The organism is Mangrovicoccus sp. HB161399, assembly GCF_013184745.1.
Classification (GTDB): domain Bacteria; phylum Pseudomonadota; class Alphaproteobacteria; order Rhodobacterales; family Rhodobacteraceae; genus Mangrovicoccus.
Genome location: NZ_JAATVU010000046.1, coordinates 22,654 through 46,803, shown reverse-complemented (window position 1 = coordinate 46,803; position 24,150 = coordinate 22,654). Strand labels below are relative to the sequence as shown.

Below are 24,150 nucleotides of genomic sequence, written 5' to 3'. Positions count from 1 at the left end.
GACATTGGCAAGATCGACGCCGCTGCCATCCGCCTTCACGCGGACCTTCACGTTGTAGTCGATCACCCGCTTGACGGGCACGAGGATCTTCATCGGCCTACTCCTGTTATTCCCCCCGGCTGGTACCCGGGCACGTCGGGGACGTGTTATAGGGCTGCACCGCAGAGAAACAGCGTAAATTCGTCGTAGGATGCCAACAAAACGTCACGTCTGGCGGCCGGGCGGAATATTCCCGCAAAGCTTCCGCAAGGTTTCGACGGGATTGCGCTAACGGTGCCTGCCGTTGCGGCAGATCCGGCGGGGCAGCCGATTCCCGGCCGCCCGCCGCGATCTCAGCGGTTGGCGCCCGGCACCCAGAGAATGTCGTCGGCGCCATTGGCGTTGGCGACGCGCGCGGCAACGAAGAACCAGTCGGAAAGACGGTTGAGATATTTCAGCGCCGCCGGGTTCACCTCGTCCTCAGAGGCCAGCGCGGCGGTCAGCCGTTCGGCGCGGCGCGACACGGTGCGGCACAGGTGCAGATGCGCGGCCAGCGCCGAGCCGCCCGGAAGGATGAAGGAGCGCAGCGGCGACAGCGCGGCATTCATCGCGTCGATCTCGGCCTCGAGCCTGTCGACCTGGGCGGGGACCATGCGCAGCGGCGGATACTCGGCACTGGCATCGCTCGCCATGTCGGGCCGGCACAGGTCGGCGCCCAGATCGAAGAGGTCGTTCTGGATTGCGGCCAGGCGCGCGGCCATCTCGCCTTCGGCATGCAGGCGGGCCATGCCGATCGTGGCATTCGTCTCGTCGACGGTGCCGTAGGCCTCGACCCTGAGCGCGTGCTTGGGCACCCGGCTGCCATTGCCGAGCGCGGTGTTCCCGCCGTCTCCGGTGCGGGTGTAGATCTTGTTGAGAACGACCATCAGTGGCCAATGCCTCCCCGGACTGCAACGAAGAGGAGGATCAGCAGCACCGCGACGAACTGGGCGACGAGCCTATAGCGCATCAGCCGGTTGCCGTGCTTGCGGTTGAATTCGCCCCCGCGCGAGAAGCCGCCGACGCCGATCATCAGGATGACGAGCACCGCCAGGCAGGCGGCGGCAGCGAGCAGGAATAGCGGATCTCTGGCCATGTGAACCTCCCGGATCTGGTACCGGATCTATCCGGATCGGGCGCGAAAGCGAATGCCAAACTGGCCCGGAACGGAAAAAGGCGGGCCATCTGCCCGCCTTTCCTCAAACTTCCGGACCGGAGCCGATCCGGAGATGCCGCTGCCTCAGGCAGCCGCGGCGCGCTTGGCGCGGTAGCTCAGTTCGCGCATCAGCGCCTTCGCGGCAAGGGTCATCCCGGAGTTGTTGAGCTCTTCGATGCGGCGTTCGAGCTCTTCGTCGCTCATGGGCATGGGTGTCTCCTTTCTTCTTGCGTGCGCCAGGCAAGAACGGAATGTTCCCCGGGGCTGGCTTTCGCCTGCCGGTGAACAAGTCTGGCCTGACTGATTTTGAACCGGAGACACGGCGCGGCATGCGCGGACTGGGCCCCGGCGACCGTCCCGTGCGCAACATGCGCGGTGGGGCCGTCTCTGTGTGGACCTTATATAGGGGTTGAGTCGGCGGTCTGGCAACCCCTGTGACCTTTTTTGCCGGATCAGCCGGTCCAGAACCTCTTCAGGTTGACCGCCATGTCGGCCAGGTCGCCGGCGCGGGCGATGCCGTGTTCGGGCGTGGGCATGCCGCGCCCGGGCATGGACAGCGCGGCCACCAGGCGCCGCAGCCGCCAGCGGTGGATGCCCAGCAGGGCCTGCAGCGGGTCGGTGACGAGCCCGGCGAAGGTGGAGACCAGCGCGAAGACCGTCATCAGCGCGACGGCGCAGATCGCGATCAGCTGCGGATCAGGGCGGGCGGGGAAAACGCCGTACCACCAGGCGCCGAACATGCCGCCCAGCGGAAAGGCGGCGATGGCGGCGGATTGCGCGATCACCCCGGCGATCAGCGGGGCGAGCGAAATCACCCCCGGGGTCAATGTCTTGAAGGCGGCGCCGGTGCCGATGGCGCTGGCCGTGGCGGTCATCTCGCCGGTGGCGGCACGGACCTCGGCATAGCTGCGCAGCGCGGTTTCCTCCGGCAGCAGCCCCAGCGGTGCCAGCAATTCCTCGCGCAGGCGGCGGTCGATCTCGCGCGACAGCGCGGTCGGGAAGGCCAGGCGGATGCGGCCGAGACGGGCGCCCGCGCGCTTGAAACCGATCTTGTGGAGCAGCCAGATCGCCACCCGCACGAGGAAGGCGAGCCCGGCCAGAAGCACGTTGGCGGGCGCGCGCAGCAGGTCCCAGCCAAGCGCGTGGCGGTGCAGCGAAAGCGTGCCGCGCAGGCCGAAATTGCGGCGGATGAAGGCGCGGATCTGCGCTTCGGCCTCCGGGGGAAGGGGGGACTCGGACTTGGACATGGCGGCTATGCTAGCACGGCAATGCGGCCCTTGCAGGGCCATCGTCGGGGCTGGCAGAAAAGTGAGTGGCGCGGATTTGGGCTGGTCGGCGAACATCCGCTCATATATCAGGCATATGGCGCCGGGGCGGGCGGGCATCGCGATCGCCCCTGTCGCTTTCCGATATTTGTATACACAAAAGAGCTGGCCCATCGCGGGGCCGACGGACATCGACAGACGACAGGCCCCGCAGGGGGCGCACAGGGAGCAAGGACATGCGTAAACAGATTTTCGCGGCACTGGCCGGGGCGGCTCTGACCCTCGGCTCCGCGCTGGCAGCGCAGGCTGAGGACGCGCTGGCGCGCGTGATGGACGCGGGCGTGCTGAAGGTCGGCACCGAAACAGCCTTCGCGCCGTTCGACTACATCGACGCGGGCACCCATACCGGCCTGAATGTCGAGGTTTTCGAGGAAATCGCCAAGGAAATGGGCGTGAAGCTGGAATGGATCACGCTGGACTGGACCGGGGTTCTGCCCGGCCTGGAAGCGGGCCGTTTCGATGTCGTCGCGGGTCCGGCCACCATCACCAAGGAGCGCATGGAGCGCTACCGCTTCTCCTCGCCGATCGCGGAGGCGACCGTGGCGCTGCTGGCCTGCGCGAAATGCGAGATCGAGACGCCCGAGGACATCGCGGGCAAGCCGGTCGGCTCCGGCACCGGCACCGCGCAGCTCAAGCAGCTGCAGGACTTCGCCGCGACGCTGCCGGCCCCGCCCTCGGACATCAAGGAATACGTGTCCTTCAACGAGTCCTATGCCGATCTCGCCGCGGGCCGGATCGAGGCCGTTGCGAATTCGCTGCCGAACATCGCCTTCGTGGCCAGCCAGCGCCCCGAGGTCTTCAAGGTCGTGAAGCCCGCCTTCGGCACGCCCACCTATTTCGGCTATCCGGGCCGGATCGAGCCTGAATACGCCTCGCTGATGGACAAGATCGACGAGATCCTGCTGGCGATGAAAGAGGACGGCCGCATGGCGAAGCTGCAGGAGAAGTGGTTCGGCACGACCTTCGACATGCCCGACTACGTGACCGATCCGAACATCTGATCACCGGCAGCGGCGCGGCGGGGCCTTCCTTCTCTCCCCCGCCGCGCCGCAGTTTCCCGCGGACCCTCCCATGACCTGGACCCTCTTCGAACTGCTGCTGCAGGCCTCGCTGATGACGATCTTCGTCAGCGTCACTTCGATCCTGCTCGGCCTCGCCTTCGCCATCGGCCTGTCGGCGATGCGGATGTCGGGCATCGGCCCGCTGGTCTGGTTCGCGCGGATCTTCATTTCCTTCTTCCGGGGCGTGCCGCTCCTGGTGCAGCTCTTGCTGATCTTCAACCTGCTGCCCGCCATCGGCATCAGCCTGTCGAGCCTGGCAACCGCGCTGATCGGCCTGTCGCTCTGCACCGCCGCCTACCAGGCGGAGAACCTGCGCGGCGGGTTCGAGGGCGTGCCGCGCGGGCTGATCGAGTCGGCCGAGATGGCCGGGCTCTCGCCCGTGCAGAGCTTCATCTGGATCCGCACCCCGATCGCGCTGCGCCTGACCTTTCCGGCGCTGGTCAACGAGGCGATCCTGATCCTCAAATCTTCCTCGCTGGTTTCCGTCGTCGGCATGATCGAGCTGACCAAGATGGCGCAGAATCTTGCGGCCTCTACCTACATGCCGCTGCCGATCTTCGCCTCCGCGGGCCTGATCTACCTGGCGATCAACTGGATCGTCGCCATCGCCGGGCGCCGCGCCGAGGCGGCCCTGCCGGGATTGCCCGCGAAATGAGCGCCGCCGGCATGATCCGGACGATCCCCGGGGAACGGGGTGCGCCCCGGACCGGCGCCCGTGCCAAATCCTGCGCTCGGCGCAGCGCCGAACTTTCTGCGGGTGGACGCCCATGAGCTTCGATTTCGCCGTCATCCTCGCCAAGGGGCCGCAGATCCTCGCGGGCCTGGGCGTCACCATCCTGATCTGGGTCGCGGGCACGATCCTGGCCGCGGCGCTCGGCTTCCTCGTCGCCACCGCCCGCCGCTATGGCGGCCGCCTCGCCGACCTCGTCCTGTCGGTTCCGGTCGAGGTGCTGCGCGGCACGCCCTTCCTGGTGCAGATATTCCTGCTGTATTTCGGCGGCCCCTATATCGGCCTGCGGCTCGACCCGATCGCGGCGGGCCTGCTGGGCCTCTCAGTCTACGGCGCCGCCTATTACGCGGAAATCTTCCGCGCGGGCTTCCAGTCGGTGCCGCCGGGCCATTCCGAGGCTGCCGACTGCGTGGGCCTCACCCGCATCCAGACCATCCTGCATGTCCAGCTGCCCGAGATGGCGCTCCTGGTGCTGCCGCCGTCGATGAACATGGCCGTGATCCTGCTGAAGGAGACCGCGCTCCTGTCGCTGATCACCGTGCCCGAGATGACCATGACCGTGCAGGCCATCGGCTCGCAGCAATATGCCTTCGTCGAGTCCATCGTCGTGCTCGCCCTCGTCTACTGGGCGCTGGTGGAGCTTGCCAATTTCCTCGGCCGCGTCGCGGAACGCCGGCTCTCAACCTACAGTGCCTGACATGACCCAGCCCGCCATTTCCGTCCGCAACGTGTCGAAACGCTTCGGCGAGACGCTGGTCCTGAAGGACATCAACCTGGAGGTACCGCGCGGCCAGGTGTCCTGCCTGATCGGGCCCTCGGGCTCCGGCAAGTCGACGCTGCTGCGCTGCATGGCCTTCCTCGAGGAAGCCAGCGCCGGGATGATCGAAATCGAGGGCGAGCCGCTGGGCTTTTCCGAGAAGGACGGCAAGCGCCGTCGCCAGACCGCGGCCGAGCTGCGCAGGACCCGATCGAAGATCGGCATGGTGTTCCAGCAGTTCAACCTGTGGCCGCACATGACCGCGCTCGGCAACGTGTCGATGGCGCTGCGCCGGGTGCGGGGGCTCAGCCGCAAGGATGCCGAGGAGCGCGCGATGGCGCAGCTCGTCAAGGTCGGGCTGGAGGCCCGCGCCGGGCACTATCCAAGCCAGCTGTCCGGCGGCCAGCAGCAGCGCGTCGCCATCGCCCGCGCGCTGGCGCTGGATCCGACGATCATGCTCTTCGACGAGCCGACTTCGGCGCTCGACCCCGAGCTGACCGGCGAGGTGCTGAACGTGATGCGCGCGCTGGCCGACGAAGGCATGACCATGGTCGTCGTCACCCACGAGATCGGCTTTGCCGCCTCGGTCGGCAACAATGTCTGCTTCCTCGACCATGGCCAGCTGCTGTTCCACGACACGCCGGAGGCGGTGTTCGCCGCGCCGCGCCATCCGCGTCTGGAGCAGTTCCTCGACACCTATCTGGACCGCGGGGCGCAGATGCTGCGGTGATGGAGCAGGCGCCGGAAACTTCGAAGTCGCTGCACGACACCATCCTGGGGGACCTGGAAGCCAAGATCCTCTCGGGCGACTGGCCGCCGGGGCACCAGGTTCCCTCCGAGCTGGAACTGAGCGATACCTACGGCTGTTCGCGGATGACCGTGAACAAGGTGATGACCCAGCTGGCGCAGGCCGGGCTGATCCGCCGCCGCCGCCGGGTCGGCTCCGTGGTGCTGCCGCAGAAATCCCATGTCTCGATCCTCGAAATCCACGACGTGCGCGAGGATGTCGAGGCCCTGGGCGGCCGCTACTGCCACGAGATCCTGGCCCGCGCCTTCCGCCGGCTGAGCTTCGAGGAGGCGGCGCGCTACGACGCCCCCGAGGAGTCGCCGGTGCTCGACGTGCTCTGCCTGCACCGTTCCGACGACCGGCCCTTCTCGCTGGAGGAGCGCCTGATTTTCCTCGACAGCGTGCCCGAGGCCGAGGCGGAGCCCTTCGCCGCGGCCGCGCCGGGGCTCTGGCTGCTCGACCACGTGCCGTGGAGCGCGGCGGAGAACCAGATTGCCGCCGTTGCCGCCGATGCGGCCGAGGCCGGGCGGCTGGGCATCGCCGAGGGCGCGCCCTGCCTCGCCATCTCGCGCCGCACCTGGAAGCAGGGCGAGCCGGTCACCGCCGTCCGCTTCCTCTATCCCGGCCATCTGCACCGGCTGACCGCGCGCTTCACCCCGTCCACCGCCTGATGTCCCGCCTGCCGCTCTTCCGCGCGATGGAGGCCTTCGAGGCGGTGGGGCGCACCGGCTCGGTCGCCGCCGCCGCGGCGGAGCTGTCGGTCAGTTCCGGCGCGGTCAGCCAGCAGGTCAAGCGGCTGGAGGCGCATCTGGGCGTGCAGCTGCTGGAGCGGCGCGGCCGCGGGCTGGAGCTGACCCGCTGGGGGCGGCTCTACCAAGCCGAGCTCAGCCGCGGCATGTCGGTCCTCGCGGGGGCCGAGCAGGTGCTGGCCGGGGCGCGTGCCGATGCGCCGCTGGTGGTCTCGGGCCTGCCGACGCTGACCGCGAAATGGCTGGGCCGGACGCTCTATGACTGGGCGCAGGAGGCGCCGGACCTGCCGGTGCGGCTGACCGCAAGCGAGGCGGAGCCGGAGCAGGACGGGGCTGCCTTCCGCATGGTCTTCGGCGCGCCGCCGCGGACCGAGCGCCATGCCGAGCTGTTCACAGACCTCGCCGTGCCCGCCTGCGCCCCCGCCCTGGCCGCGGATCTGTCCTCGCCCGGCGACCTCTTCGCCCTGCCGCGGCTCGACATTGCCTGGGGGCCGCGCTTCGCCGCGGTCGAGCCGCCCTCCTGGGCCCGCTGGGCTGCGCTCCACGGCCTCGGCCTGCCGCCCGGCGCCGCGCCGGTGATGAGCTTCGCGCTGACCGCGACAGCGATCGATGCCGCCGCCGCGGGGCAGGGGGTGGTTCTAGGCCAGCTGTCGATGATGGAGGAGGAACTTGCCCAGGGCCGGCTGGTCATCCCCTTCCGCCTGCCGCTGCGGCTTTCGGTGCCCTACGGGCTGGTCTGGGGCGGAGACGTGCTGGGCCACCCCGGCGCGGCGCGGCTGCGCGACTGGCTGATCGCCCGCGGCCGCCGCCAGCAGGCGCGGCTGGACGACTGGGCAGGGGTTTGAACCGGAACGGCTTTGCTGCCATGTTGCGGCGACCCCGGGAAGGAGCCCCATGACCGCCGACCGCCGCCAGAGCCGCCATGCCGCCATCACCGAAGAGCTGCGCGGGCGAATCGTCTCGGGCGGCTGGCCGCCCGGCCACCAGCTGCCGGTGGAGACCGAGATGGCCGAGGCCTTCGGCGTCTCGCGCATGACCATGAACAAGGTGCTGACGCGGCTGGCGCAGGAGGGCTTCCTCATCCGCCGCAAGAAGCGCGGCACCTTTGTCGCCCAGCCGCGCACCCAGTCCGCCGTCGTCGAGATCGCCGACATCGAGGAGGAGGTCGGCTCGCTCGGCCAGGAGCACCGGTTCGAGCTGCTGGCGCAGGAGGAGCGCGGCCTGTCGGAGGACGAGGCCGCGATGCTGGAGGCCCCCGAGGGCCAGCGGGTGCTGCGGCTCGAGGGGCTGCACCGCGCGGGCGGCCGGCCCTTCTGCCTGGAAACCCGCCTGATCCATCCCGAGCGCGCGCCGGGCGTGCTGCGCCAGGATTTCTCGGCGCAGTCGCCGGGCGGCTGGCTGCTGCACACCATCCCCTGGAGCCGGGCGCAGCACCGCATCCGGGCGGTCAATGCCGATGCCGCTCTGGCGCGCAAGCTGGCTCTGGAACCGGGCGAGGCCTGTCTGGAAATCGTCCGCCTGACCCGGATCGAGGGCGACTGGGTCACCTGGGTCAGGCTCAGCTATCCCGGCCATGCCCACCAGCTTGTTGCCGAATTCGAGCCGCGCCCGGCGGAGGGCTGATCCCGCGCTTGCGTGACGCAGCCGGAAGGGCGGATGATAGCGGTATCATGGTCCTGCATCCGCAGGGAGGACACGCGATGAAGATCGGCATCATCGGAACCGGGGCGGTGGGCGCGACGGCCGCCTATGCGATCGCGCTGGACGGGCTGGCGCGGGAAATCGTGCTGGTCGACCGCGACGCCAAGGTCGCGCAGGCGCAGGCCGACGACATTTCCCATGCCATGCCCTTTGCCTCATCGACCGAGATCCGCGCGGGCGGCTACGCGGCGCTCGACGGCGCCGAACTGCTGGTGATTGCCGCGGGCGTCGGCCAGAAGCCGGGCGAGAGCCGCCTCGACCTGCTGGCGCGGAATGCCGAGGTGTTCCGTGCGGTTCTGGGCGAATGCATGGCGGTTGCGCCGGGCGCGCTTCTGCTGATCGCATCGAATCCGGTGGACGTGATGACCGGCATCACCCAGCGGCTGACCGGGCTGCCGGCTTCGCGCGTGATCGGATCGGGCACGGTGCTGGACACGGCGCGGTTCCGCGACCTGCTGGCCCGGCATCTCGGCCTCTCGCCGCGCTCGGTCCACGCCTACGTTCTGGGCGAGCATGGCGACAGCGAGGTGCTGGCCTGGTCCTCGGCGCGCGTGGGTTCGCTGACGCTGGAGGCCGCGGGCGAGCAGCTCGGCCGTCCGCTGACCCAGGCCGCGCGGGCGGAAATCGACGAAGCGGTGCGCCGCGCTGCCTACCGGATCATCGACGGAAAGGGCGCAACTTGGTTCGGCATCGGCGCGGGGCTGGCCCGGCTGGTGGAAGCGGTGGCGAAGGACGACCATTCGGTGCAGTCGGTGTCGGTCCTGACGCCGATGGTGGCCGGGGTGGCCGGCGTGCCGCTGTCGCTGCCGCGGGTGCTGGGAAAGTCCGGCGTGATCGCCGGGCTGATGCCGCTGCTGTCGCCGGAGGAAGAGCGCGCGCTCGGGGACAGCGCGCGGCTCCTGAAGGACACGCTCGAAGCGGTGCCGGTGACGCCGCTCTGAGCCCGCGGCTCAGTCGGCCAGGTGGTCTTCCTTCTTCTCCTCGACGAGACCGGCTTCCTTCTCCTTGCGGGCCAGGAAGGCCTTGCCGAAGGTGTCGTTGTGCTCCTTGCCGATCACCTCGCGGGCGCGGGCGAAGACCTCGTCCTCCTCCTCGTCCATGTGGTGCTCGTAATCGTGCTTCATGGTCTTGAAGCGGGTCAGCCAGCCCGGCGAGGCCATGTCCATCCCGTTCAGCTCCTCGAGGATTTCATCGATCTCGGCATGCTCGTGGACGGAGTGGCGCGCCGCGTCCTGGCCCCAGGTGTGCGACATCAGCTTGGAATAGAAGGTCTCTTCCTCGGCGGCGGAGTGGGACTTGATGTCCCGGTAGAAGGCCCGCCAGGCGTCGCGGCGCTCGGCGGTGTCGCCCGAGGTTCCGGCGATCTTGCCGAGCAGCTCGCGGTGCTTGTCATGGTCGGCCCTGATGGCGTCGTAGATCGAGGTCATGTCGGTCTCCGTTCTGGCTGTCGGAGCGGCAACGTTCCTCTCGCCGCGCCGGTTCCGCCCATCGGAGATGCATGTTCCGCCGGCCCTCAGCGGTAGAGGCCCATCTTCAGGGACGGACCGGCGGCGGTCTCCGCCAGATCGAGCGTGCCAAGGCACAGCGCCCCCTGCCAATGCGCGCCCGGCGGCAGCATGCCCCGCGAGACCATGGCGCGGAAGGGCGGGCGGCACATCAGGTTCAGCACGGTCAGCGGCCCGCCGGTGACCTCGGCATGGACCGCCGCCGCGCCGCCGAAGCGCAGCGGATCGATGCCAGGGGCGGCGGTGACCGCGTTGCCGCCGATGGTCAGGATCACCGGATCGCCCGCGACCGGAGTGAAGAGCCGCTCGACGCCGGGAAAGACCGAGAAAGGCCCGGTGGCATCGATCACCGCCAGGCTGATCCGCCATTGGAAGCTGCCGAGCCCCGCCCCCCCGGGGAAGCTCGCCAGCGTCGCCGTCCGTCCGCCGCCGTTCTTCCACGGCTCGAATTCGCGCGTGGCGGCGCGCCATTGCGGGCCGGGCGTCACGCCTTGCCCTCCAGCCCGTCGGCAGCAGCGGCGCTGCCGGGGATGCGCATCTCGAAGGTCTCGCGGATCACCGCGTAGTCATAGTAGCCCATCCGCGCCAGCGGCTCGATCTTCGCGACGTCGAGCTTGCCTTCCGGGCCGATCACGTCATCGGCGACATGGATCCGCTCCACCTGGCCATAGACGATGTCGATGCTGCCGACCGGCGAATTGCCGGGCAGGCGGTGGGTCGACAGGTAGCGGCACTCGAACTGGCAGGGGCTTTCGGCGACCCGCGGGCCCGGCGCGTCGATGCAGGCGGCCTTGGTCACGCCTGCCGCCTCGAACTCGTCCGCCTCGGAGGGCAGCGCGGCAGCGGAGGCATTGACCGCCTCGCGCAAAGCATAGGTCGCCATGTTCCAGACGAACCAGCCGGTCTCCTCGGCATTCACGACCGTGTCCTTGCGCCGTCCGTCCGGATATTGGTTGGCCGAGAACATCACCAGCGGCGGGTCGAAGGTCAGGTTCTGCCACTGGCTGTAGGGCGCCAGGTTGGCGATCCCGCCGCGGCTGACGGTGGAAATCCAGCCGATCGGCCGCGGCACGGTGCAGGCCTTGAAGGGCGAAAAGGGCAGCGGGCAGGGATCCTTGCCGGGGGCGTAATGCATCGCGTCTCTCCTTGCGTGGCGGAGGGCGCGGCCGCCCTCCGTCCTGTCATGCCTTGCGGGCCGGGATCAGTTCCCGAGGATCCGCGGCAGGCGCAGCTTGTTGGCGCGGGCGCATTCGATTGCCTCCGGATAGCCCGCATCTGCGTGCCGCCAGACGCCCGAGGCCGGATCGTTCCACAGCACGCGCTCCAGCCGCTTGGCCGCCTCCGGCGTGCCGTCTGCGCAGATCACCACGCCGGCATGCTGCGAGAAGCCCATGCCGACGCCGCCGCCATGGTGCAGCGACACCCAGGTCGCCCCGCTTGCCGTGTTCACCAGCGCGTTCAGCAGCGGCCAGTCGCTGACCGCGTCCGAGCCGTCGCGCATCGCCTCGGTCTCGCGGTTCGGCGAGGCCACCGAACCGGAGTCGAGGTGATCGCGGCCGATCACTACCGGCGCCTTCAGCTCGCCCGAGGCCACCATCTCGTTGAATTTCAGTCCTGCGCGGTGGCGGTCGCCCAGTCCGATCCAGCAGATCCGTGCCGGCAGGCCCTGGAAGGCGATGCGCTCGCGCGCCATGTCGAGCCAGCGGTGCAGATGCGCGTTCTCGGGGAACAGCTCCTTCATCGCCTGGTCGGTCTTGTAGATGTCCTCGGGATCGCCCGAAAGCGCCGCCCAGCGGAACGGGCCGATGCCCTTGCAGAAGAGCGGGCGGATATAGGCGGGCACGAAGCCCGGGAAGGCGAAGGCGTTCTCAAGCCCCTCTTCCTTGGCCATCTGGCGGATGTTGTTGCCGTAATCCAGCGTCGGCACGCCGGCATTCCAGAAGCCGACCATCGCCGCGACATGCGCCTTCATCGACTGTTTCGCCGCCTTCGCCACTGCCTCGGGCTCCGACTCCTGCCGCGCGCGCCATTCGGCGACGCTCCAGCCCGCGGGCAGGTAGCCGCGGAACGGGTCATGGGCCGAGGTCTGGTCGGTGACGATGTCCGGCCGACCGTTCGGCAGCGCCTCGCCCGCCTCCATCCGGCGCAGGATCTCGGGGAAGACCTCCGCGGCATTGCCGATCAGCGCCACGGATTTCGCTTCGCCCGCCTTGGTCCAGCGCTCGATCATCGCCAGCGCCTCGTCGAGATCGCGGGTCTTCTCATCGCAATAGCGGGTGCGGATGCGGAAATCGGCGCGGGTCTCGTCGCATTCGACGGCGAGACAGCAGGCCCCGGCCATCACCGCCGCCAGCGGCTGCGCGCCGCCCATACCGCCGAGGCCGCCGGTCAGGATCCACTTGCCCTTCAGGTCGCCGCCGTAATGCTGGCGGCCGGCCTCGGCGAACGTTTCGTAGGTGCCCTGCACGATGCCCTGCGCACCGATGTAGATCCAGCTGCCGGCCGTCATCTGGCCGTACATCATCAGGCCCTTCCTATCGAGCTCGTTGAAATGCTCCCAGGTGGCCCATTCCGGCACGAGGTTCGAGTTCGCGATCAGCACGCGCGGCGCGTCGGCATGGGTGCGGATGATGGCGATCGGCTTGCCGGACTGCACGATCAGCGTCTCGTCCACCTCCAGATCCTTCAGGCTCTCGACGATCACGTCGAAATCCTCCCAGGTGCGCGCCGCCCGGCCGATGCCGCCATAGACGACCAGCTCGTGCGGGTTCTCGGCGACGTCCGGGTGGAGGTTGTTCATCAGCATGCGCAGAGGCGCCTCGGTCAGCCAGGACTTGGCGTTCAGTTCGGGACCGACAGGCGGGAAAACGTCGCGGATGTTGTGGCGGGGATTGTTCATCGGATGTCCTTTCAGCTCAGCGCGCGAGGGACGGCGCGAGGTCGATCAGGTCTTGGAGAATGGCTTTGAGCGTGGCGCGGAGGCTTTCGGCCCTGTCCGCATCGAGCGCGAAGGGCGGTTCCTCCGTCGCAAGGTGGGAGGACTGGGCCAGTTCCATCTGCACCGCGTGGAGGCCGTCGCCGGGGCGGCCGTAATGCCGGGTGGTCCAGCCGCCCTTGAAGCGGCCGTTGGTGACCACGGTCCGCCCGGAGGCGTCGCAGCGGGCGCGCACGGCGGCCGTGATCCGCGGATCGCAGGTCTCGCCCATGTTGTCGCCGATGTTGAAATCCGGCAGCACGCCCTCGAAGAGCCACGGGATCACCGAGCGGATCGAGTGGCAGTCATATAGGATCGCGACCCCGTGGATCGCCTTGACCCGCTGCAGCTCGGCCTCGAGCGCGGCGTGATAGGCGGCGTGCCAGTGGTCGCGGCGCACGGCGATCTCGGCGGCATCGGGCTCGGTCTCCCAGATCGGCGCATTGTCGAAGGTCGTCGTAGGGACAAGTGTCGTCGTGCTCTGGCCGGGATAGAGGCTGACCCCCGCCGGATCGCGGTTGGCGTCGATCACGTAGCGGTGGAAATTCGCCTGCACCGCGGTCACGCCCGGCACGAGGTCGCGATAGAGCGAGTCAATATGCCAGTCGGTATCGCGCAGCAGCCGACCTTCGTCATTCATCTGCGCGCGGATCGCCTCCGGCACGTAGGTCCCGGTATGGGGGAAGCCGAGGACCAGCGGGCTGTCGCCGCGGGTGACGGTAACGGGATGCATCAGAACACCTCCGGCAGGGGCTGGCCGCAGGCGGCGGTCAGCGTGGCCTCGGCGATCAGGCGGCCCGCGGCTTCCAGATCGGGCGCCATGAAGCGGTCGGCGCCGAGCTCCGGCACCTCCTGGCGCAGCGCCGCGATCACGTTCGCGAGCGCGGGCGAGGTGGCCAGAGGCGCGCGGAAGGCAATGCCCTGCGCCCCGGTCAGCGCCTCGACGCCCAGGATGTAGTTGAGGTTCTCGGTCATCTGCAGCAGACGCCGCGCGCCATGGCAGGCCATCGACACATGGTCCTCCTGGTTGGCGGAGGTCGGCGTGGAATCGACGCTTGCCGGATGGGCGAGCTGCTTGTTCTCGCTCATCAGCGCTGCGGTCGTCACCTCGGCGATCATCAGGCCGGAATTCAGCCCCGGCGCGGGCGTCAGGAAGCCCGGCAGGCCGTAATTCAGCGCGGGATCGACCAGAAGCGCGATGCGCCGCTGGGCGATGGCGCCGATCTCGGCAATCGCCAGCGCCATCTGGTCGGCGGCGAAGGCGACCGGCTCGGCGTGGAAATTGCCGCCCGAGACCACCGAACCGTCGGACAGGACCAGCGGGTTGTCGGTCGCGGCATTGGCCTCGATCTCCAGCGTGACCGCGGTCTGCCGCAGCAGGTCGAGGCAGGCGCCGGTGACCTGCGGGTGGCAGCGCAGGCAATAGGGGTCCTGCACGCGCTCGTCATCCTCGCGGTGGGATTCGCGGATCTCCGACCCGTCGAGCAGGGCGCGCAGGGACGCCGCCACGTCGATCTGGCCCTGATGGCCGCGCAGCGTGTGGATCTCGGGGCGGGTCGGGGCGGTCGATCCCATCGCCGCATCGGTGGACATCGCGCCCGTGATCACGGCCGCCTGCAGGGCGCGTGTGGCGCGGAACAGTCCGGCCAGCGCCAGCGCGGTCGAGACCTGCGTGCCGTTGATCAGCGCCAGCCCCTCCTTGGCGGTCAGCACGACCGGCGACAGCCCGGCGCGGGACAGCGCCTCGGCGCCCGGCAGGCGCTCGCCGTCGAGGAAGGCCTCGCCCTCGCCCATCATCACGGCGGCCATGTGCGCCAGCGGCGCGAGGTCGCCCGAGGCACCGACGGAGCCCTTTTCGGGGATCACCGGCATCACGCCGGCCCAGAGCATGCCCTCGAGCAGCCGGACCAGCTCGGGACGCACGCCCGAGGCGCCGCGGCCCAGCGACATCAGCTTCAGCGTCAGGATCAGCCGGACGATGGCCGGGGCCAGCGGCTGGCCGACGCCGCAGCAATGGCTGAGGATCAGGTTGCGCTGGAGCGTTTCCACGTCATCGGCGGCGATGCGGATGGAGGCGAGCTTCCCGAAGCCGGTATTGATGCCGTAGACCGGGTCCTTGCCGGAGGCGACCTGGGCGATGCGGGCGGCGGCGGCCTCGATCGCGGGCATTGCGGCCGGGTCCAGCGTTGCGGCGGTGCCCTGCCAGTAGATGCCGGCCAGGGCCTTCAGGTCGACCTTGCCGGGGGTGAGGATGACGGCCATCAGACGAAGTCTCCCTTGAAGACCCGCGCTTTCAGCGGGTTGAAGCCGATGCGGTTGGCAATCTGCGCGACGCTTTCCGCGTTCCACAGCGCAAAATCGGCAGAGGCGCCTTTTGTGATCACACCCGTCTCGCCCGAGAGGCCGAGCGCGGCGGCGGCGTGGCGGGTGGTGGCGGCGAAGCATTCGCGCACGGTCAGCCGGTAGAGCGTCGCGCCCATGTTCATGGTCATCAAGAGCGAGGTCATCGGCGAGGTGCCCGGGTTGCAGTCGGTGGCCAGCGCCATGCGGACACCGGCCGCGCGGAAGGCGGCGACCGGCGGTACCTGTTCCTCGCGCAGCATGTAGTAGGCGCCGGGCAGCAGCACGGCGACCGAGCCCGCGGCGGCCATCGCGGCGGCATCGGCCGGGGTCGCGTATTCGAGATGGTCCACCGACAGGGCGCCGTGCCCGGCGGCGAAGGCGGTGCCGCCCTGGTGGGTCAGCTGCTCGGCATGGAGCTTGACGGGAATGCCCAGCTCGGCGGCGCGGGCGAAGAGCGGCTCCAGCTCTGCGGCCGAGAAGGCGATGCCCTCGCAGAACCCGTCCACCGCATCGGCCAGGCCCTCTTCATGGGCCCGTTCAAGACCGGGAATGGCGATGTCATCGATGTATTCGGCGCCGCGGCCCTTGTATTCGGGGGGCAGGGCATGGGCGGCGAGCCAGCTTGTGATCACGCGCACCGGGCGTAGCTGCCCAAGCCGCCGCGCGGCCCGCAGCATGTTCAGTTCGGCCTCGATTTCCAGCCCGTAGCCCGACTTGATCTCCACGGTGGAGACGCCTTCGGCCAGCAGGTGGTCGAGCCGGGGCAGGGCGGTGTCCACCAGTTCGTCCACCGAAAGCGCCCGCGTGGCGCGCATGGTGGAGGCGATGCCGCCGCCCGCCTGCGCGATCTCCTGATAGGTCGCGCCGTCGAGCCGCATTTCCCATTCGAAGGCGCGGTCGCCGCCATGGACCAGATGGGTATGGCAGTCCACGAGCCCCGGCGTCAGCAGCGCGCCGCCGCAATCGGTGACCTCGGCGCTGTCGCGCGGCAGGTTCGCCCCTACCTCGAGAATGCGGCCCGACTCGGTCAGGATCTCCAGATCCTCCGGCGCCACTTCGTCCGAAAGCCCCGTGATCACACGGGCATTTGTCCAAATTCTCCGCATCTTCCCCGTTCCGGCTTCCCAGGCTGTTTCAATAAGTATATACATAATGAAGGAGGGGCTGGGAAGCCCCTTGAGGACCTGATGCGGAGAACGGGCATGGAAATCTTTGCGGAGCGGGCGCTTCTGCCCGATGGCTGGGCAGAAAACGTGGCGGTCGTGCTGGAGGGCAGCCGGATTGCAAGCGTGACGCCGGGCGCGGCGCCTGCGGGGCTGCGGGTCGGCTGCCTGGTGCCGGGCATGGCGAACCTGCACAGCCATGCGTTCCAGCGCGGATTCTCCGGACTGACCGAGGCGCGCGGGCCGGGGCGGGACAGCTTCTGGACCTGGCGGGAGATGATGTACCGCTTCGCGCTGACGCTGGACCCGGAGGAAGCGGAGGCGATCGCCGCCATGGCGCAGGTCGAGATGCTGGAGGCGGGCTATGCGCGGGTGGGCGAGTTCCACTACCTGCATCACGCGCCGGACGGCACCGCCCATGCCGATCCGGCCGAGATGTCGGCGCGGATCTTCGCCGCGGCGGAGGAAACCGGCATCGCGCTCACGCATCTGCCGGTCTTCTATGCCCATGGCGGCTTCGGTCCGGCCCCGGCGGTGGAGGGGCAGCGCCGCTTCCTGCATGGCCGCGACGCGTTCCTGCGGCTGGTCGAGGCCTGCGACGGGATGCGGCGCGAGGGCGATGTCGTCGGCTATGCGCCGCATTCGCTGCGCGCGGCAAGCGCGGAGGATCTGGCCGTCCTCGCGGAGGCGCTGCCGGACCGCCCGGTGCATATCCATGTCGCCGAACAGGTCAAGGAGGTCGACGACTGCCTGGCCTTCTGCGGCCGCCGTCCGGTCGAGTACCTGATGGACATGGCGGAGGTCGGCCCGCGCTGGTGCCTGATCCATGCCACCCACCTGACTGCCGAAGAGGTCTCGGGGATTGCCGCCAGCGGCGCGGTGGCGGGGCTCTGTCCGGTGACAGAGGCCAATCTGGGCGACGGCTTCTTCCCGGCGCCGGACTTCCTGGCTCAGGACGGACGCTTCGGCATCGGAACGGACAGCAACGTGCGGATCAGCCTGGCCGAGGAACTGCGCGTGCTGGAATACGGCCAGCGGCTGATCCATCGCGAACGCAACGCGCTGGCCGCCGAGCAGGGCTCGACCGGGGAGCAGCTGTTCCTGCGGGCGCTGGCCGGCGGGGCGCAGGCGACGGGCGCGGACGCGCCGCAGATCGCGCCGGGCGCTGCCGCGGATCTGGCGGCGCTGGAGGACCCGCTGGGGCTGGACGTGACCGGGCCGCAGATGCTCGACCGCTGGATCTTCGGGCGCGACCTGGCGGTGGGCGAACTCTGGGCGCAGGGACGGCATGTGGTGACCGGCGGACGGCACCGCGCGCGGGACGCGGTGGCGGCCCGGTATGCAAAGGTCGTGAACCGGGTTCTGGCGCGATAGAATCTTTCGCCCATGCATATGCTGCAACGCGGCACTGCCGAGTTGGCGGTGGTTGCAGAACGCGCCATGGCCTAGGTAGGTGGGCAAGGGAGGAACCCCGATAGTTGCAAACTCACGGAGTTCCAGATGGCACACGCAGCAACGATTTCTCACCGCCCGGGTCTTTTCGCGGGTCTCGTCAACGCCTTCGCAGCCTTCGGCCGCGGCCTGGTGTGGATGGCCGAAGCCAATCCGCGCTTCAAGGAGCTGGAGAAGCTCCAGCGCATGACCGATGCCGAGCTGGCCGAGCGCGGCCTGCGCCGCGAGAAGCTGGTCGAGCACGTCTTCCGCAACAGCGCCTGCATCTGATCTGCGGCCTGACATAGCGGAAAGGGATGGCCCCTTTCCGCCGCCACCCGGCGCCCGCGGCATATCCGCAGGGCGCCGGATGCGTTTCGGCAGTGGCCTGCCGGCCGGGCGCGTTAACACCTTTGCGCTTTCCGCGCAGCGCATTCTCCTGTATTGCAGCGCAATCTGAGACGTGACGCAGGGGCCCCGGCGTTGTGCAGAGATGACAGGGGCCGGCGGCAATGGGGCCGCCATATGAAACGGGATCGATGGGAGGGCCCATTGGTCTCAGACAGGATAGCCGATGTTCAACGAAGTCAAGAAATCCATCCAGTGGGGCGATGAGACGCTCACCCTGGAAACGGGCAAGGTTGCGCGCCAGGCGGACGGCACCGTGATCGCCACGCTGGGGGAAACCAGCGTCATGGCGAACGTGACCTTCGCCAAGGCAGCGAAAGAGGGGCAGGACTTCTTCCCTCTGACCGTCCACTACCAGGAAAAATACTACGCAGCGGGCAAGATCCCCGGCGGGTTCTTCAAGCGCGAAGCGCGCCCGTCCGAGAAGGAAACGCTGACCGCGCGCCTGATCGACCGTCCGATGCGCCCGCTCTTCGTGCCGGGCTTCAAGCACGAAGTGCTCGTGATGTGCACCGTGCTGAGCCATGACCTGGTCAACGATCCCGACATCGTCGCGATGATCGCGGCCTCCGCGGCGCTGACCATCTCGGGCGTTCCGTTCATGGGCCCGGTGGGCGCGGCGCGCGTCGGCTTCGTCGACGGCGAATACGTGCTGAACCCGGCCGTGGACGACATGGACCACCTGCGCACCAAGCCGGACCAGCGTCTGGACCTGGTCGTCGCGGGCACCAAGAAGGCCGTGATGATGGTCGAATCCGAAGCCTACGAGCTGTCGGAAGCCGAGATGCTGGGCGCCGTGAAATTCGGCCATGATGCCATGCAGCCGGTGATCGACGCGATCATCTCGCTGGCGGAAGAGGCGGCGAAAGAGCCCTTCGACTTCCAGGCGCCGGACTATTCGGAGCTCTACGCCGCCGTGAAGGCAGCGGGCGAGACCCAGATGCGCGCAGCCTTCGCGATCAAGGACAAGCAGGAACGCACCACCGCGATCTCCGCTGCCCGCGACGCGATCAAGGCGCAGCTGAGCGAAGAGCAGCTGGCCGACGCGAACCTCGGCTCCGCCTTCAAGAAGCTGGAATCCTCAATCCTGCGCGGCGACATCATCGCCGGCGGCGCCCGGATCGACGGCCGCGACCGCTCCACCGTCCGCCCGATCGTGTCGGAAGTCGGCATCCTGCCGCGCACCCACGGCTCGGCGCTGTTCACCCGCGGCGAGACCCAGGGCCTGGTCGTGACCACGCTGGGCACCGGCGAGGACGAGCAGATCATCGACGCGCTGCACGGCAATTCGCGCTCGAACTTCCTGCTGCACTACAACTTCCCGCCCTACTCGGTCGGCGAAGTGGGCCGCGTCGGCTCCCCGGGCCGCCGCGAAATCGGCCACGGCAAGCTGGCCTGGCGCGCGCTGCAGGCCGTCCTGCCGGCTGCGACCGACTTCCCCTACACGATCCGCGTCGTGTCGGAGATCACCGAGTCGAACGGTTCGTCCTCGATGGCTTCCGTCTGCGGCGGCTCGCTGTCGATGATGGATGCGGGCGTTCCGCTGAAGGCGCCGGTGGCCGGCGTCGCCATGGGCCTGATCCTGGAAGATGACGGCCAGTTCGCCGTCCTGACCGACATCCTGGGCGACGAGGACCACCTCGGCGACATGGACTTCAAGGTTGCGGGCACGGCTGACGGCATCACCTCGCTGCAGATGGACATCAAGGTCGCGGGCATCACCCCCGAGATCATGGAGCAGGCCCTCGCCCAGGCGAAGGACGGCCGGATGCACATCCTCGGCGAGATGTCCAAGGCGCTGTCGGAAGGCCGCCAGGAATTTTCGGCGCACGCCCCGCGCATCGAGACCATGACCATCCCGACCGACAAGATCCGCGAAGTGATCGGCTCGGGCGGCAAGGTCATCCGCGAGATCGTGGAAACCTCCGGCGCCAAGGTCGACATCAACGACGACGGCGTGATCAAGATCGCCTCCGCCAACGGCGAAGCCATCCAGAAGGCCTATGACATGATCTACTCGATCGTGGCAGAGCCGGAAGAGGGCAAGGTCTACAAGGGCAAGGTCGTGAAGATCGTCGATTTCGGCGCGTTCGTGAACTTCTTCGGCAAGCGCGACGGCCTGGTGCATGTCAGCCAGATCGAGAACCGCCGCCTGAACCACCCGTCCGACGTCCTGAAAGAGGGCCAGGAAGTCTGGGTCAAGCTGCTGGGCTTCGACGACCGCGGCAAGGTGCGCCTCGCCATGAAGATGGTCGACCAGGCCACCGGCGAAGAGCTGGCCAAGGAAAAGGCGGACGCCGAGGAGTGATCCCCGGTTCCAAGCCCTGAGCTTTCGGACCCCCGGCCATCGGCCGGGGGGTTTCGCGTTTCAGGCCCGCCGCAGGCGGCGGAAGACGCCCAGTCCGGCCAGCGCGCTGCCCAGCATCAGCACCGGCAGCGGCGCGGGGACCTCGGCCATCGGCAGGACGGACAGCGCCAGCGCCGCGTATTGCTCGTGCAGGATCTGGTTGGGATGCACGCCGTCCCAATAGGGGGCGGTGATGCCCGCCGGATCGCTCTCGTCGCAGACCGGGCTGCTGAAATCGTAGAGGGCGAGCCCGGCCGCGGCGAAGCCCGAGAGCGTGCCGCAGGCGCTGGTGCCGTCCATCAGCCCGTAGGCGCCGGGGTTGCCCAGGATGTCGGCGAAAAGCGCGGCCGCGTCCGCTTCGTAGATCGTCAGGCCGAGCCCCTTGAGCGCGGCCAGCTGCGTGGCCAGCTGCGTGTTGAAGGCGTCCGTGGCGATCGTGGCATAGGCGCCGTTGCTGCCGCCGGTATCGGGGTTCATGCCCAATGCGTCGGGGGTGGCATAGCGCGGGCTGTTGCCGACATCGGCTAGATTGTAGACGAGGAAGCCGTCCATCCCGAGGACATAGAGGGCAGTGATGCTGGCGGCGACCGCGTCTGCCGCATCGATCCCGGCCTGTTCGGCGGCGGCCTCGGCCGCGGCGACCAATGCCGGATTGCTGCCGTCCCCGGCGATGCCGCCGATCCCGTAGGCGGCGATGCCTCCGGCCGCCGCCGCTCCGCGAATGGCGTCGTTGCCGCCGATATTGATGACGGTCAGCGGGCTGGCGCCGACGGCGAAGCCGCTGCCGGCAAGCTGCAGGATCTGCTCGCCGAGATCGATCACCAGGTCGCCCGGATCGGTGACGGCGGCGGCCCCGCCGAAGGCGAAGTTCGCCAGGGTCGAGCCGTCGAGCCCCCAGGCTGCGGCAAGGATGTCGACATAGGTGTCGCCGCCGGTGAAGCGCCCGCCATTGTAGGGCGGGGGCGGATAGGCGTTGCCGGTTGCGGCGTAGAGATTGCCGGTATCGCTGAGGCTGTCGCCCAGCACCACGACCGAGTCGTATCCCGGAGGCAGGGACGCAGCGGCCAGCGGCAGGGAGAGCGGCAGGGCGAGGCCGCAGGCGAGAAGCGGGGCGGAAAAGGCATTGGCCATGAAAGGGCTCCCCTATGGAAAAGGTGCCCCAAGGTAACATGGAACGCTGCGCCGCCAATCTCCGCCTTTCGGCGGTGCCGGCGCTACTTGAACGGGGCCATGCCTGCGCGGGCCAGCTCGTCGGCGCGCTCGTTCTCGGGATGTCCGGCATGGCCCTTGACCCAGTCCCAGGTCACGTCATGCCGCTTCCGCGCCTCGTCGAGCCGCTGCCACAGGTCGACATTCTTCACCGGCGCCTTCGAGGCGGTCTTCCACCCCTTGCGCTTCCAGCCCTCGATCCACTGGGTGATGCCGTTCTTCACATAGGCGCTGTCGGTGACGACGGTCAGCTTGCTGGGGCGGCTCAGCGCCTCCAGCGCCGAGATCGCGGCCAGCAGTTCCATCCGGTTGTTGGTGGTGTCCGGCTCGCCGCCGTTCAGCTCGCGCTCCTTCAGCACGGTATCGCCCTCGCGGGCGATCAGGATCGCGCCCCAGCCGCCCGGGCCGGGATTTCCGCTGCAGGCACCGTCGGTATAGGCAAAGAGGTCAGGCATGGGCTGTCACGATCGCGAAATTGGAGAGGGTGCCGTCAAACCCCTCATCCGCGCCGGTGTCAATCTCCAGCCCGGAAAACCCGGCCCGGGCCAGCAGATCGGCCAGCTGCTCCTTGCCGACATAGGCATAGCGCCGGCCGATCCGGTCGCGCGCCGTGCCGGTCCCGGTCTTCATCGCGATCAGGAAGGGCGCGCCTGGGTCCAGCGCGGCATGGATGTCGGCGAGATGGCCCGGCAGGTCGGCGGGGTCGGCATGGAGCAGGCTGAAATGCGCCCAGGCGCCGTCGAACCGTCCGAGGCCGGGGATGGCCGAGAAATCGGCCACGGTCACGTCCAGCCCGTAGCGCCTGGCCGCCTCGGCCGCCATGCCTCCGGAGGCATCGAGCGGCACCGGGACGAAGCCGCGCTCGCGCATCCGGGCGGAGGCGTGGCCGGGTCCGCAGCCGAGGTCTAGCACGCGCCCGCCGGGACGGACCTGGTCGAGGAAGGCTTCCAGCCGCGGATAGGGCTTGGTGCCGCCGAAGCGGTCGCCGTATTCGCGCGCCTGCGCGTCGTAGAGCGCGATGGTTTCCGCATCCGGGCGGCTGTTCATGCCAGCAGGCCCGCCGTCATGCAGGCGACGGCCAGCAGCGTCAGCAGGTTGCGCAGCTTCATCCACCAGGCCGGGGTCAGCCCGTAGCGCTCGAAGAGCATGTCGAGCCCGAGCAGCCCGACGAAGCCCGCGATCAGCACCACCGTCGCATGTTCCGCGCCGCCGCCGACGAAGAGGAAGGCCCAGAGCGCGGGCAGGGTGCTGAGCGCCAGCCCGGCATTGCGCCGCGGCCCGTCGCTGCGCGAGGCGAAGCCCCAGAGCGCGCCGGACATGAAGGCGAGGATGATCGTGCCGTAGGCGACCTGCAGGTGCAGCCCGACGAAGCGCGGGCCGAGCGTGGCCAGTCCGAAATCGAAGAGCGCGGGCGAGATGCCCGTCGCCAGGCCCCAGAAGAACGGCGCCAGCCCGGCGAGCCCGAGCCAGAGCGCGGGCGGCGGGATGTGTCCGTTCCGGATGCCGTAGGTGTCCTTCATGCGGGCTCCCGCAGCACCCTCGGGATCTTGAACTCGACCTGCTCGGTGGCGGTTTCGACCCCTTCGAGCGTCACGTCGTAGCGGGCGCGGAAGGCGTCGACCACTTCGTTGACCAGCACCTCGGGTGCGGAGGCCCCGGCGGTGATGCCCACGGCGCGGGCGCCTTCCAGGGCGCGCCAGTCGATCTGGTCCGCGCGTTCGACCAGCTGGGAATAGCCGCAGCCGGCGCGGCGGGCGACATCGACCAGCCGCTTCGAATTGGAGGAATTCGGCGCGCCGACCACCAGCAGGGCGTCGACCTTGGGCGCGACGGCCTTCACCGCCTCCTGGCGGTTGGTGGTGGCGTAGCAGATGTCTTCCTTGTGGGGCCCGATGATCGCGGGGAAGCGGGCGCGCAAGGCGGCGACGATGTCCACCGTGTCATCGACCGAAAGCGTCGTCTGCGTGACGAAGGCCAGGCGTTCCGGGTCGCGCGGCGCGGCCTCGGCCACGTCGGCGACGGTCTGCACCAGCAGGACCTCGCCCTCGGGCAGCTGGCCCATCGTGCCGATCGTCTCGGGATGCCCGGCATGGCCGATCATGATGATCTGCAGCCCGGATTCGGCATGGCGCTCGGCCTCGATATGGACCTTGCTGACCAGCGGGCAGGTTGCGTCGACATAGAGCATCTGGCGCCGTGCCGCGGCGGCCGGAACCGATTTCGGCACGCCATGCGCGGAGAACACCACCGGACGGTCGTCGGGGCATTCGTCGAGCTCCTCGACGAAGACGGCGCCCTTGGCGCGCAGCTCGTCGACGACATAGCGGTTGTGGACGATCTCGTGCCGGACATAGACCGGCGCGCCCCATTTCTCCAGCGCCTGCTCGACGATCTTTATGGCGCGGTCGACGCCCGCGCAGAAGCCGCGCGGTGCCGCAAGATAGAGGGTGAGAGGCTGGGTCTGCATGGGAAATCCGGTCACTGGG

Annotated in this window: 26 protein-coding genes and 1 pseudogene; 11 read left to right on the top strand and 16 right to left on the bottom strand. The window is 69.0% G+C overall.

All coding sequences use genetic code 11. The features are described from left to right. From HCC78_RS21610 to HCC78_RS21595, 4 genes and pseudogenes are all read right to left on the bottom strand, one after another. Positions 1 to 93: pseudogene (locus HCC78_RS21610) on the bottom strand (electron transfer flavoprotein subunit beta/FixA family protein); the annotation flags it as partial. 239 nt (positions 94 to 332) lie between these two features. Further along, on the bottom strand, positions 333 to 905 hold the full coding sequence (locus tag HCC78_RS21605; RefSeq protein ID WP_172330871.1) for a cob(I)yrinic acid a,c-diamide adenosyltransferase: 573 nt from the start codon (positions 903 to 905) through the stop codon (positions 333 to 335). Then, positions 905 to 1,114 (bottom strand): twin transmembrane helix small protein, encoded by a 210-nt coding sequence (locus tag HCC78_RS21600; protein ID WP_172330870.1) that lies wholly within the window; start codon positions 1,112 to 1,114, stop codon positions 905 to 907. Before HCC78_RS21600 ends, HCC78_RS21605 begins: the two co-directional genes overlap by 1 nt. A gap of 512 nt (positions 1,115 to 1,626) precedes the next feature. Then, positions 1,627 to 2,421, bottom strand: coding sequence for a DUF6635 family protein (locus HCC78_RS21595; protein WP_172330869.1), 795 nt, complete (start codon positions 2,419 to 2,421; stop codon positions 1,627 to 1,629). A gap of 254 nt (positions 2,422 to 2,675) precedes the next feature. Between HCC78_RS21595 and HCC78_RS21590 the strand changes: the two genes are divergently transcribed. The 8 genes from HCC78_RS21590 (at position 2,676) to HCC78_RS21555 (ending at position 9,225) form a co-directional block, all read left to right on the top strand. Beyond that, positions 2,676 to 3,500 carry a transporter substrate-binding domain-containing protein gene (locus HCC78_RS21590; RefSeq protein ID WP_172330868.1) on the top strand — a complete coding sequence of 275 codons (825 nt, stop codon included), beginning with the start codon at positions 2,676 to 2,678 and terminating at the stop codon, positions 3,498 to 3,500. Between the two features lie 70 nt (positions 3,501 to 3,570). Then, positions 3,571 to 4,215: an amino acid ABC transporter permease gene (locus tag HCC78_RS21585; protein ID WP_172330867.1), complete on the top strand. Its 645-nt coding sequence runs from the start codon at positions 3,571 to 3,573 to the stop codon at positions 4,213 to 4,215. A gap of 112 nt (positions 4,216 to 4,327) precedes the next feature. After that, complete coding sequence (locus HCC78_RS21580) at positions 4,328 to 4,987, top strand: amino acid ABC transporter permease (RefSeq protein WP_172330866.1); 660 nt, start codon at positions 4,328 to 4,330, stop codon at positions 4,985 to 4,987. A gap of 1 nt (position 4,988) precedes the next feature. Next, entirely contained in the window at positions 4,989 to 5,777 is a 789-nt protein-coding gene (locus HCC78_RS21575; RefSeq protein WP_172330865.1) for an amino acid ABC transporter ATP-binding protein, read from the top strand. Next, on the top strand, positions 5,777 to 6,505 hold the full coding sequence (locus tag HCC78_RS21570; protein ID WP_172330864.1) for a UTRA domain-containing protein: 729 nt from the start codon (positions 5,777 to 5,779) through the stop codon (positions 6,503 to 6,505). Before HCC78_RS21575 ends, HCC78_RS21570 begins: the two co-directional genes overlap by 1 nt. Then, complete coding sequence (locus HCC78_RS21565) at positions 6,505 to 7,428, top strand: LysR family transcriptional regulator (RefSeq protein ID WP_172330863.1); 924 nt, start codon at positions 6,505 to 6,507, stop codon at positions 7,426 to 7,428. Before HCC78_RS21570 ends, HCC78_RS21565 begins: the two co-directional genes overlap by 1 nt. A 49-nt stretch (positions 7,429 to 7,477) precedes the next feature. Beyond that, positions 7,478 to 8,206, top strand: coding sequence for a UTRA domain-containing protein (locus HCC78_RS21560; protein WP_172330862.1), 729 nt, complete (start codon positions 7,478 to 7,480; stop codon positions 8,204 to 8,206). 77 nt (positions 8,207 to 8,283) lie between these two features. Beyond that, positions 8,284 to 9,225, top strand: coding sequence for an L-lactate dehydrogenase (locus tag HCC78_RS21555; protein WP_172330861.1), 942 nt, complete (start codon positions 8,284 to 8,286; stop codon positions 9,223 to 9,225). A 9-nt stretch (positions 9,226 to 9,234) separates the two neighbouring features. Here the strand turns inward: HCC78_RS21555 and HCC78_RS21550 are convergent, their stop codons facing one another. The 7 genes from HCC78_RS21550 to hutI all read right to left on the bottom strand — a co-directional run bounded on the left by HCC78_RS21550 (position 9,235) and on the right by hutI (position 16,212). Next, positions 9,235 to 9,711, bottom strand: a complete 477-nt coding sequence (locus HCC78_RS21550) for a hemerythrin domain-containing protein (RefSeq protein WP_172330860.1) — start codon at positions 9,709 to 9,711, stop codon at positions 9,235 to 9,237. Between the two features lie 86 nt (positions 9,712 to 9,797). Beyond that, entirely contained in the window at positions 9,798 to 10,277 is a 480-nt protein-coding gene (locus HCC78_RS21545; RefSeq protein ID WP_172330859.1) for a HutD family protein, read from the bottom strand. Beyond that, positions 10,274 to 10,924, bottom strand: a complete 651-nt coding sequence (locus tag HCC78_RS21540; protein ID WP_172330858.1) for a flavin reductase family protein — start codon at positions 10,922 to 10,924, stop codon at positions 10,274 to 10,276. Before HCC78_RS21540 ends, HCC78_RS21545 begins: the two co-directional genes overlap by 4 nt. Before the next feature lie 66 nt (positions 10,925 to 10,990). Then, entirely contained in the window at positions 10,991 to 12,688 is a 1,698-nt protein-coding gene (gene hutU, locus HCC78_RS21535; protein WP_172330857.1) for a urocanate hydratase, read from the bottom strand. 16 nt (positions 12,689 to 12,704) lie between these two features. Next, positions 12,705 to 13,496, bottom strand: coding sequence for an N-formylglutamate deformylase (hutG, locus tag HCC78_RS21530; protein ID WP_172330856.1), 792 nt, complete (start codon positions 13,494 to 13,496; stop codon positions 12,705 to 12,707). Beyond that, complete coding sequence (hutH, locus tag HCC78_RS21525) at positions 13,496 to 15,025, bottom strand: histidine ammonia-lyase (RefSeq protein WP_172330855.1); 1,530 nt, start codon at positions 15,023 to 15,025, stop codon at positions 13,496 to 13,498. The genes hutG and hutH overlap by 1 nt, the downstream gene beginning before the upstream one ends. Then, positions 15,025 to 16,212: an imidazolonepropionase gene (gene hutI, locus HCC78_RS21520; protein ID WP_172330854.1), complete on the bottom strand. Its 1,188-nt coding sequence runs from the start codon at positions 16,210 to 16,212 to the stop codon at positions 15,025 to 15,027. The genes hutH and hutI overlap by 1 nt, the downstream gene beginning before the upstream one ends. Before the next feature lie 96 nt (positions 16,213 to 16,308). On the opposite strand from hutI, the gene HCC78_RS21515 reads away from it, so the two are divergent. The 3 genes from HCC78_RS21515 (at position 16,309) to pnp (ending at position 20,416) form a co-directional block, all read left to right on the top strand. Further along, entirely contained in the window at positions 16,309 to 17,643 is a 1,335-nt protein-coding gene (locus HCC78_RS21515) for a formimidoylglutamate deiminase (protein ID WP_172330853.1), read from the top strand. A gap of 126 nt (positions 17,644 to 17,769) precedes the next feature. Next, entirely contained in the window at positions 17,770 to 17,991 is a 222-nt protein-coding gene (locus HCC78_RS21510; RefSeq protein ID WP_216671253.1) for a hypothetical protein, read from the top strand. Between the two features lie 283 nt (positions 17,992 to 18,274). Then, positions 18,275 to 20,416: a polyribonucleotide nucleotidyltransferase gene (pnp, locus tag HCC78_RS21505; protein WP_172330852.1), complete on the top strand. Its 2,142-nt coding sequence runs from the start codon at positions 18,275 to 18,277 to the stop codon at positions 20,414 to 20,416. A gap of 60 nt (positions 20,417 to 20,476) precedes the next feature. Here pnp and HCC78_RS21500 read toward each other — a convergent pair whose 3' ends face one another. The 5 genes from HCC78_RS21500 to ispH all read right to left on the bottom strand — a co-directional run bounded on the left by HCC78_RS21500 (position 20,477) and on the right by ispH (position 24,131). Beyond that, on the bottom strand, positions 20,477 to 21,586 hold the full coding sequence (locus HCC78_RS21500; protein ID WP_172330851.1) for an SGNH/GDSL hydrolase family protein: 1,110 nt from the start codon (positions 21,584 to 21,586) through the stop codon (positions 20,477 to 20,479). An 83-nt stretch (positions 21,587 to 21,669) separates the two neighbouring features. Further along, positions 21,670 to 22,119 carry a ribonuclease HI gene (gene rnhA / locus HCC78_RS21495; protein ID WP_172330850.1) on the bottom strand — a complete coding sequence of 150 codons (450 nt, stop codon included), beginning with the start codon at positions 22,117 to 22,119 and terminating at the stop codon, positions 21,670 to 21,672. Beyond that, the gene (locus tag HCC78_RS21490; RefSeq protein WP_172330849.1) at positions 22,112 to 22,711 is read right to left on the bottom strand and encodes a class I SAM-dependent methyltransferase; all 600 of its coding nucleotides are present in this window, start codon (positions 22,709 to 22,711) and stop codon (positions 22,112 to 22,114) included. The genes rnhA and HCC78_RS21490 overlap by 8 nt, the downstream gene beginning before the upstream one ends. Beyond that, positions 22,708 to 23,184: a DUF3429 domain-containing protein gene (locus tag HCC78_RS21485; protein WP_172330848.1), complete on the bottom strand. Its 477-nt coding sequence runs from the start codon at positions 23,182 to 23,184 to the stop codon at positions 22,708 to 22,710. The genes HCC78_RS21490 and HCC78_RS21485 overlap by 4 nt, the downstream gene beginning before the upstream one ends. Beyond that, positions 23,181 to 24,131, bottom strand: coding sequence for a 4-hydroxy-3-methylbut-2-enyl diphosphate reductase (gene ispH / locus HCC78_RS21480; RefSeq protein WP_172330847.1), 951 nt, complete (start codon positions 24,129 to 24,131; stop codon positions 23,181 to 23,183). The genes HCC78_RS21485 and ispH overlap by 4 nt, the downstream gene beginning before the upstream one ends. Positions 24,132 to 24,150: the final 19 nt, after the last annotated feature.

What these genes read in the sequence shown, in the direction of transcription:
- hutG (WP_172330856.1), bottom strand. Translation starts at nt 13,496, where the DNA reads ATGCATCCCGTTACCGTCACCCGCGGCGACAGCCCGCTGGTCCTCGGC.
- ispH (WP_172330847.1), bottom strand. Translation starts at nt 24,131, where the DNA reads ATGCAGACCCAGCCTCTCACCCTCTATCTTGCGGCACCGCGCGGCTTC.
- HCC78_RS21510 (WP_216671253.1), top strand. Translation starts at nt 17,770, where the DNA reads ATGGCACACGCAGCAACGATTTCTCACCGCCCGGGTCTTTTCGCGGGT.
- HCC78_RS21500 (WP_172330851.1), bottom strand. Translation starts at nt 21,586, where the DNA reads ATGGCCAATGCCTTTTCCGCCCCGCTTCTCGCCTGCGGCCTCGCCCTG.
- HCC78_RS21515 (WP_172330853.1), top strand. Translation starts at nt 16,309, where the DNA reads ATGGAAATCTTTGCGGAGCGGGCGCTTCTGCCCGATGGCTGGGCAGAA.
- HCC78_RS21565 (WP_172330863.1), top strand. Translation starts at nt 6,505, where the DNA reads ATGTCCCGCCTGCCGCTCTTCCGCGCGATGGAGGCCTTCGAGGCGGTG.
- pnp (WP_172330852.1), top strand. Translation starts at nt 18,275, where the DNA reads ATGTTCAACGAAGTCAAGAAATCCATCCAGTGGGGCGATGAGACGCTC.
- HCC78_RS21570 (WP_172330864.1), top strand. Translation starts at nt 5,777, where the DNA reads ATGGAGCAGGCGCCGGAAACTTCGAAGTCGCTGCACGACACCATCCTG.
- HCC78_RS21590 (WP_172330868.1), top strand. Translation starts at nt 2,676, where the DNA reads ATGCGTAAACAGATTTTCGCGGCACTGGCCGGGGCGGCTCTGACCCTC.
- HCC78_RS21600 (WP_172330870.1), bottom strand. Translation starts at nt 1,114, where the DNA reads ATGGCCAGAGATCCGCTATTCCTGCTCGCTGCCGCCGCCTGCCTGGCG.
- HCC78_RS21555 (WP_172330861.1), top strand. Translation starts at nt 8,284, where the DNA reads ATGAAGATCGGCATCATCGGAACCGGGGCGGTGGGCGCGACGGCCGCC.
- HCC78_RS21595 (WP_172330869.1), bottom strand. Translation starts at nt 2,421, where the DNA reads ATGTCCAAGTCCGAGTCCCCCCTTCCCCCGGAGGCCGAAGCGCAGATC.
- HCC78_RS21490 (WP_172330849.1), bottom strand. Translation starts at nt 22,711, where the DNA reads ATGAACAGCCGCCCGGATGCGGAAACCATCGCGCTCTACGACGCGCAG.
- HCC78_RS21605 (WP_172330871.1), bottom strand. Translation starts at nt 905, where the DNA reads ATGGTCGTTCTCAACAAGATCTACACCCGCACCGGAGACGGCGGGAAC.
- HCC78_RS21560 (WP_172330862.1), top strand. Translation starts at nt 7,478, where the DNA reads ATGACCGCCGACCGCCGCCAGAGCCGCCATGCCGCCATCACCGAAGAG.
- rnhA (WP_172330850.1), bottom strand. Translation starts at nt 22,119, where the DNA reads ATGCCTGACCTCTTTGCCTATACCGACGGTGCCTGCAGCGGAAATCCC.
- HCC78_RS21585 (WP_172330867.1), top strand. Translation starts at nt 3,571, where the DNA reads ATGACCTGGACCCTCTTCGAACTGCTGCTGCAGGCCTCGCTGATGACG.
- HCC78_RS21580 (WP_172330866.1), top strand. Translation starts at nt 4,328, where the DNA reads ATGAGCTTCGATTTCGCCGTCATCCTCGCCAAGGGGCCGCAGATCCTC.
- hutU (WP_172330857.1), bottom strand. Translation starts at nt 12,688, where the DNA reads ATGAACAATCCCCGCCACAACATCCGCGACGTTTTCCCGCCTGTCGGT.
- HCC78_RS21550 (WP_172330860.1), bottom strand. Translation starts at nt 9,711, where the DNA reads ATGACCTCGATCTACGACGCCATCAGGGCCGACCATGACAAGCACCGC.
- HCC78_RS21575 (WP_172330865.1), top strand. Translation starts at nt 4,989, where the DNA reads ATGACCCAGCCCGCCATTTCCGTCCGCAACGTGTCGAAACGCTTCGGC.
- HCC78_RS21485 (WP_172330848.1), bottom strand. Translation starts at nt 23,184, where the DNA reads ATGAAGGACACCTACGGCATCCGGAACGGACACATCCCGCCGCCCGCG.
- HCC78_RS21540 (WP_172330858.1), bottom strand. Translation starts at nt 10,924, where the DNA reads ATGCATTACGCCCCCGGCAAGGATCCCTGCCCGCTGCCCTTTTCGCCC.
- hutI (WP_172330854.1), bottom strand. Translation starts at nt 16,212, where the DNA reads ATGCGGAGAATTTGGACAAATGCCCGTGTGATCACGGGGCTTTCGGAC.
- hutH (WP_172330855.1), bottom strand. Translation starts at nt 15,025, where the DNA reads ATGGCCGTCATCCTCACCCCCGGCAAGGTCGACCTGAAGGCCCTGGCC.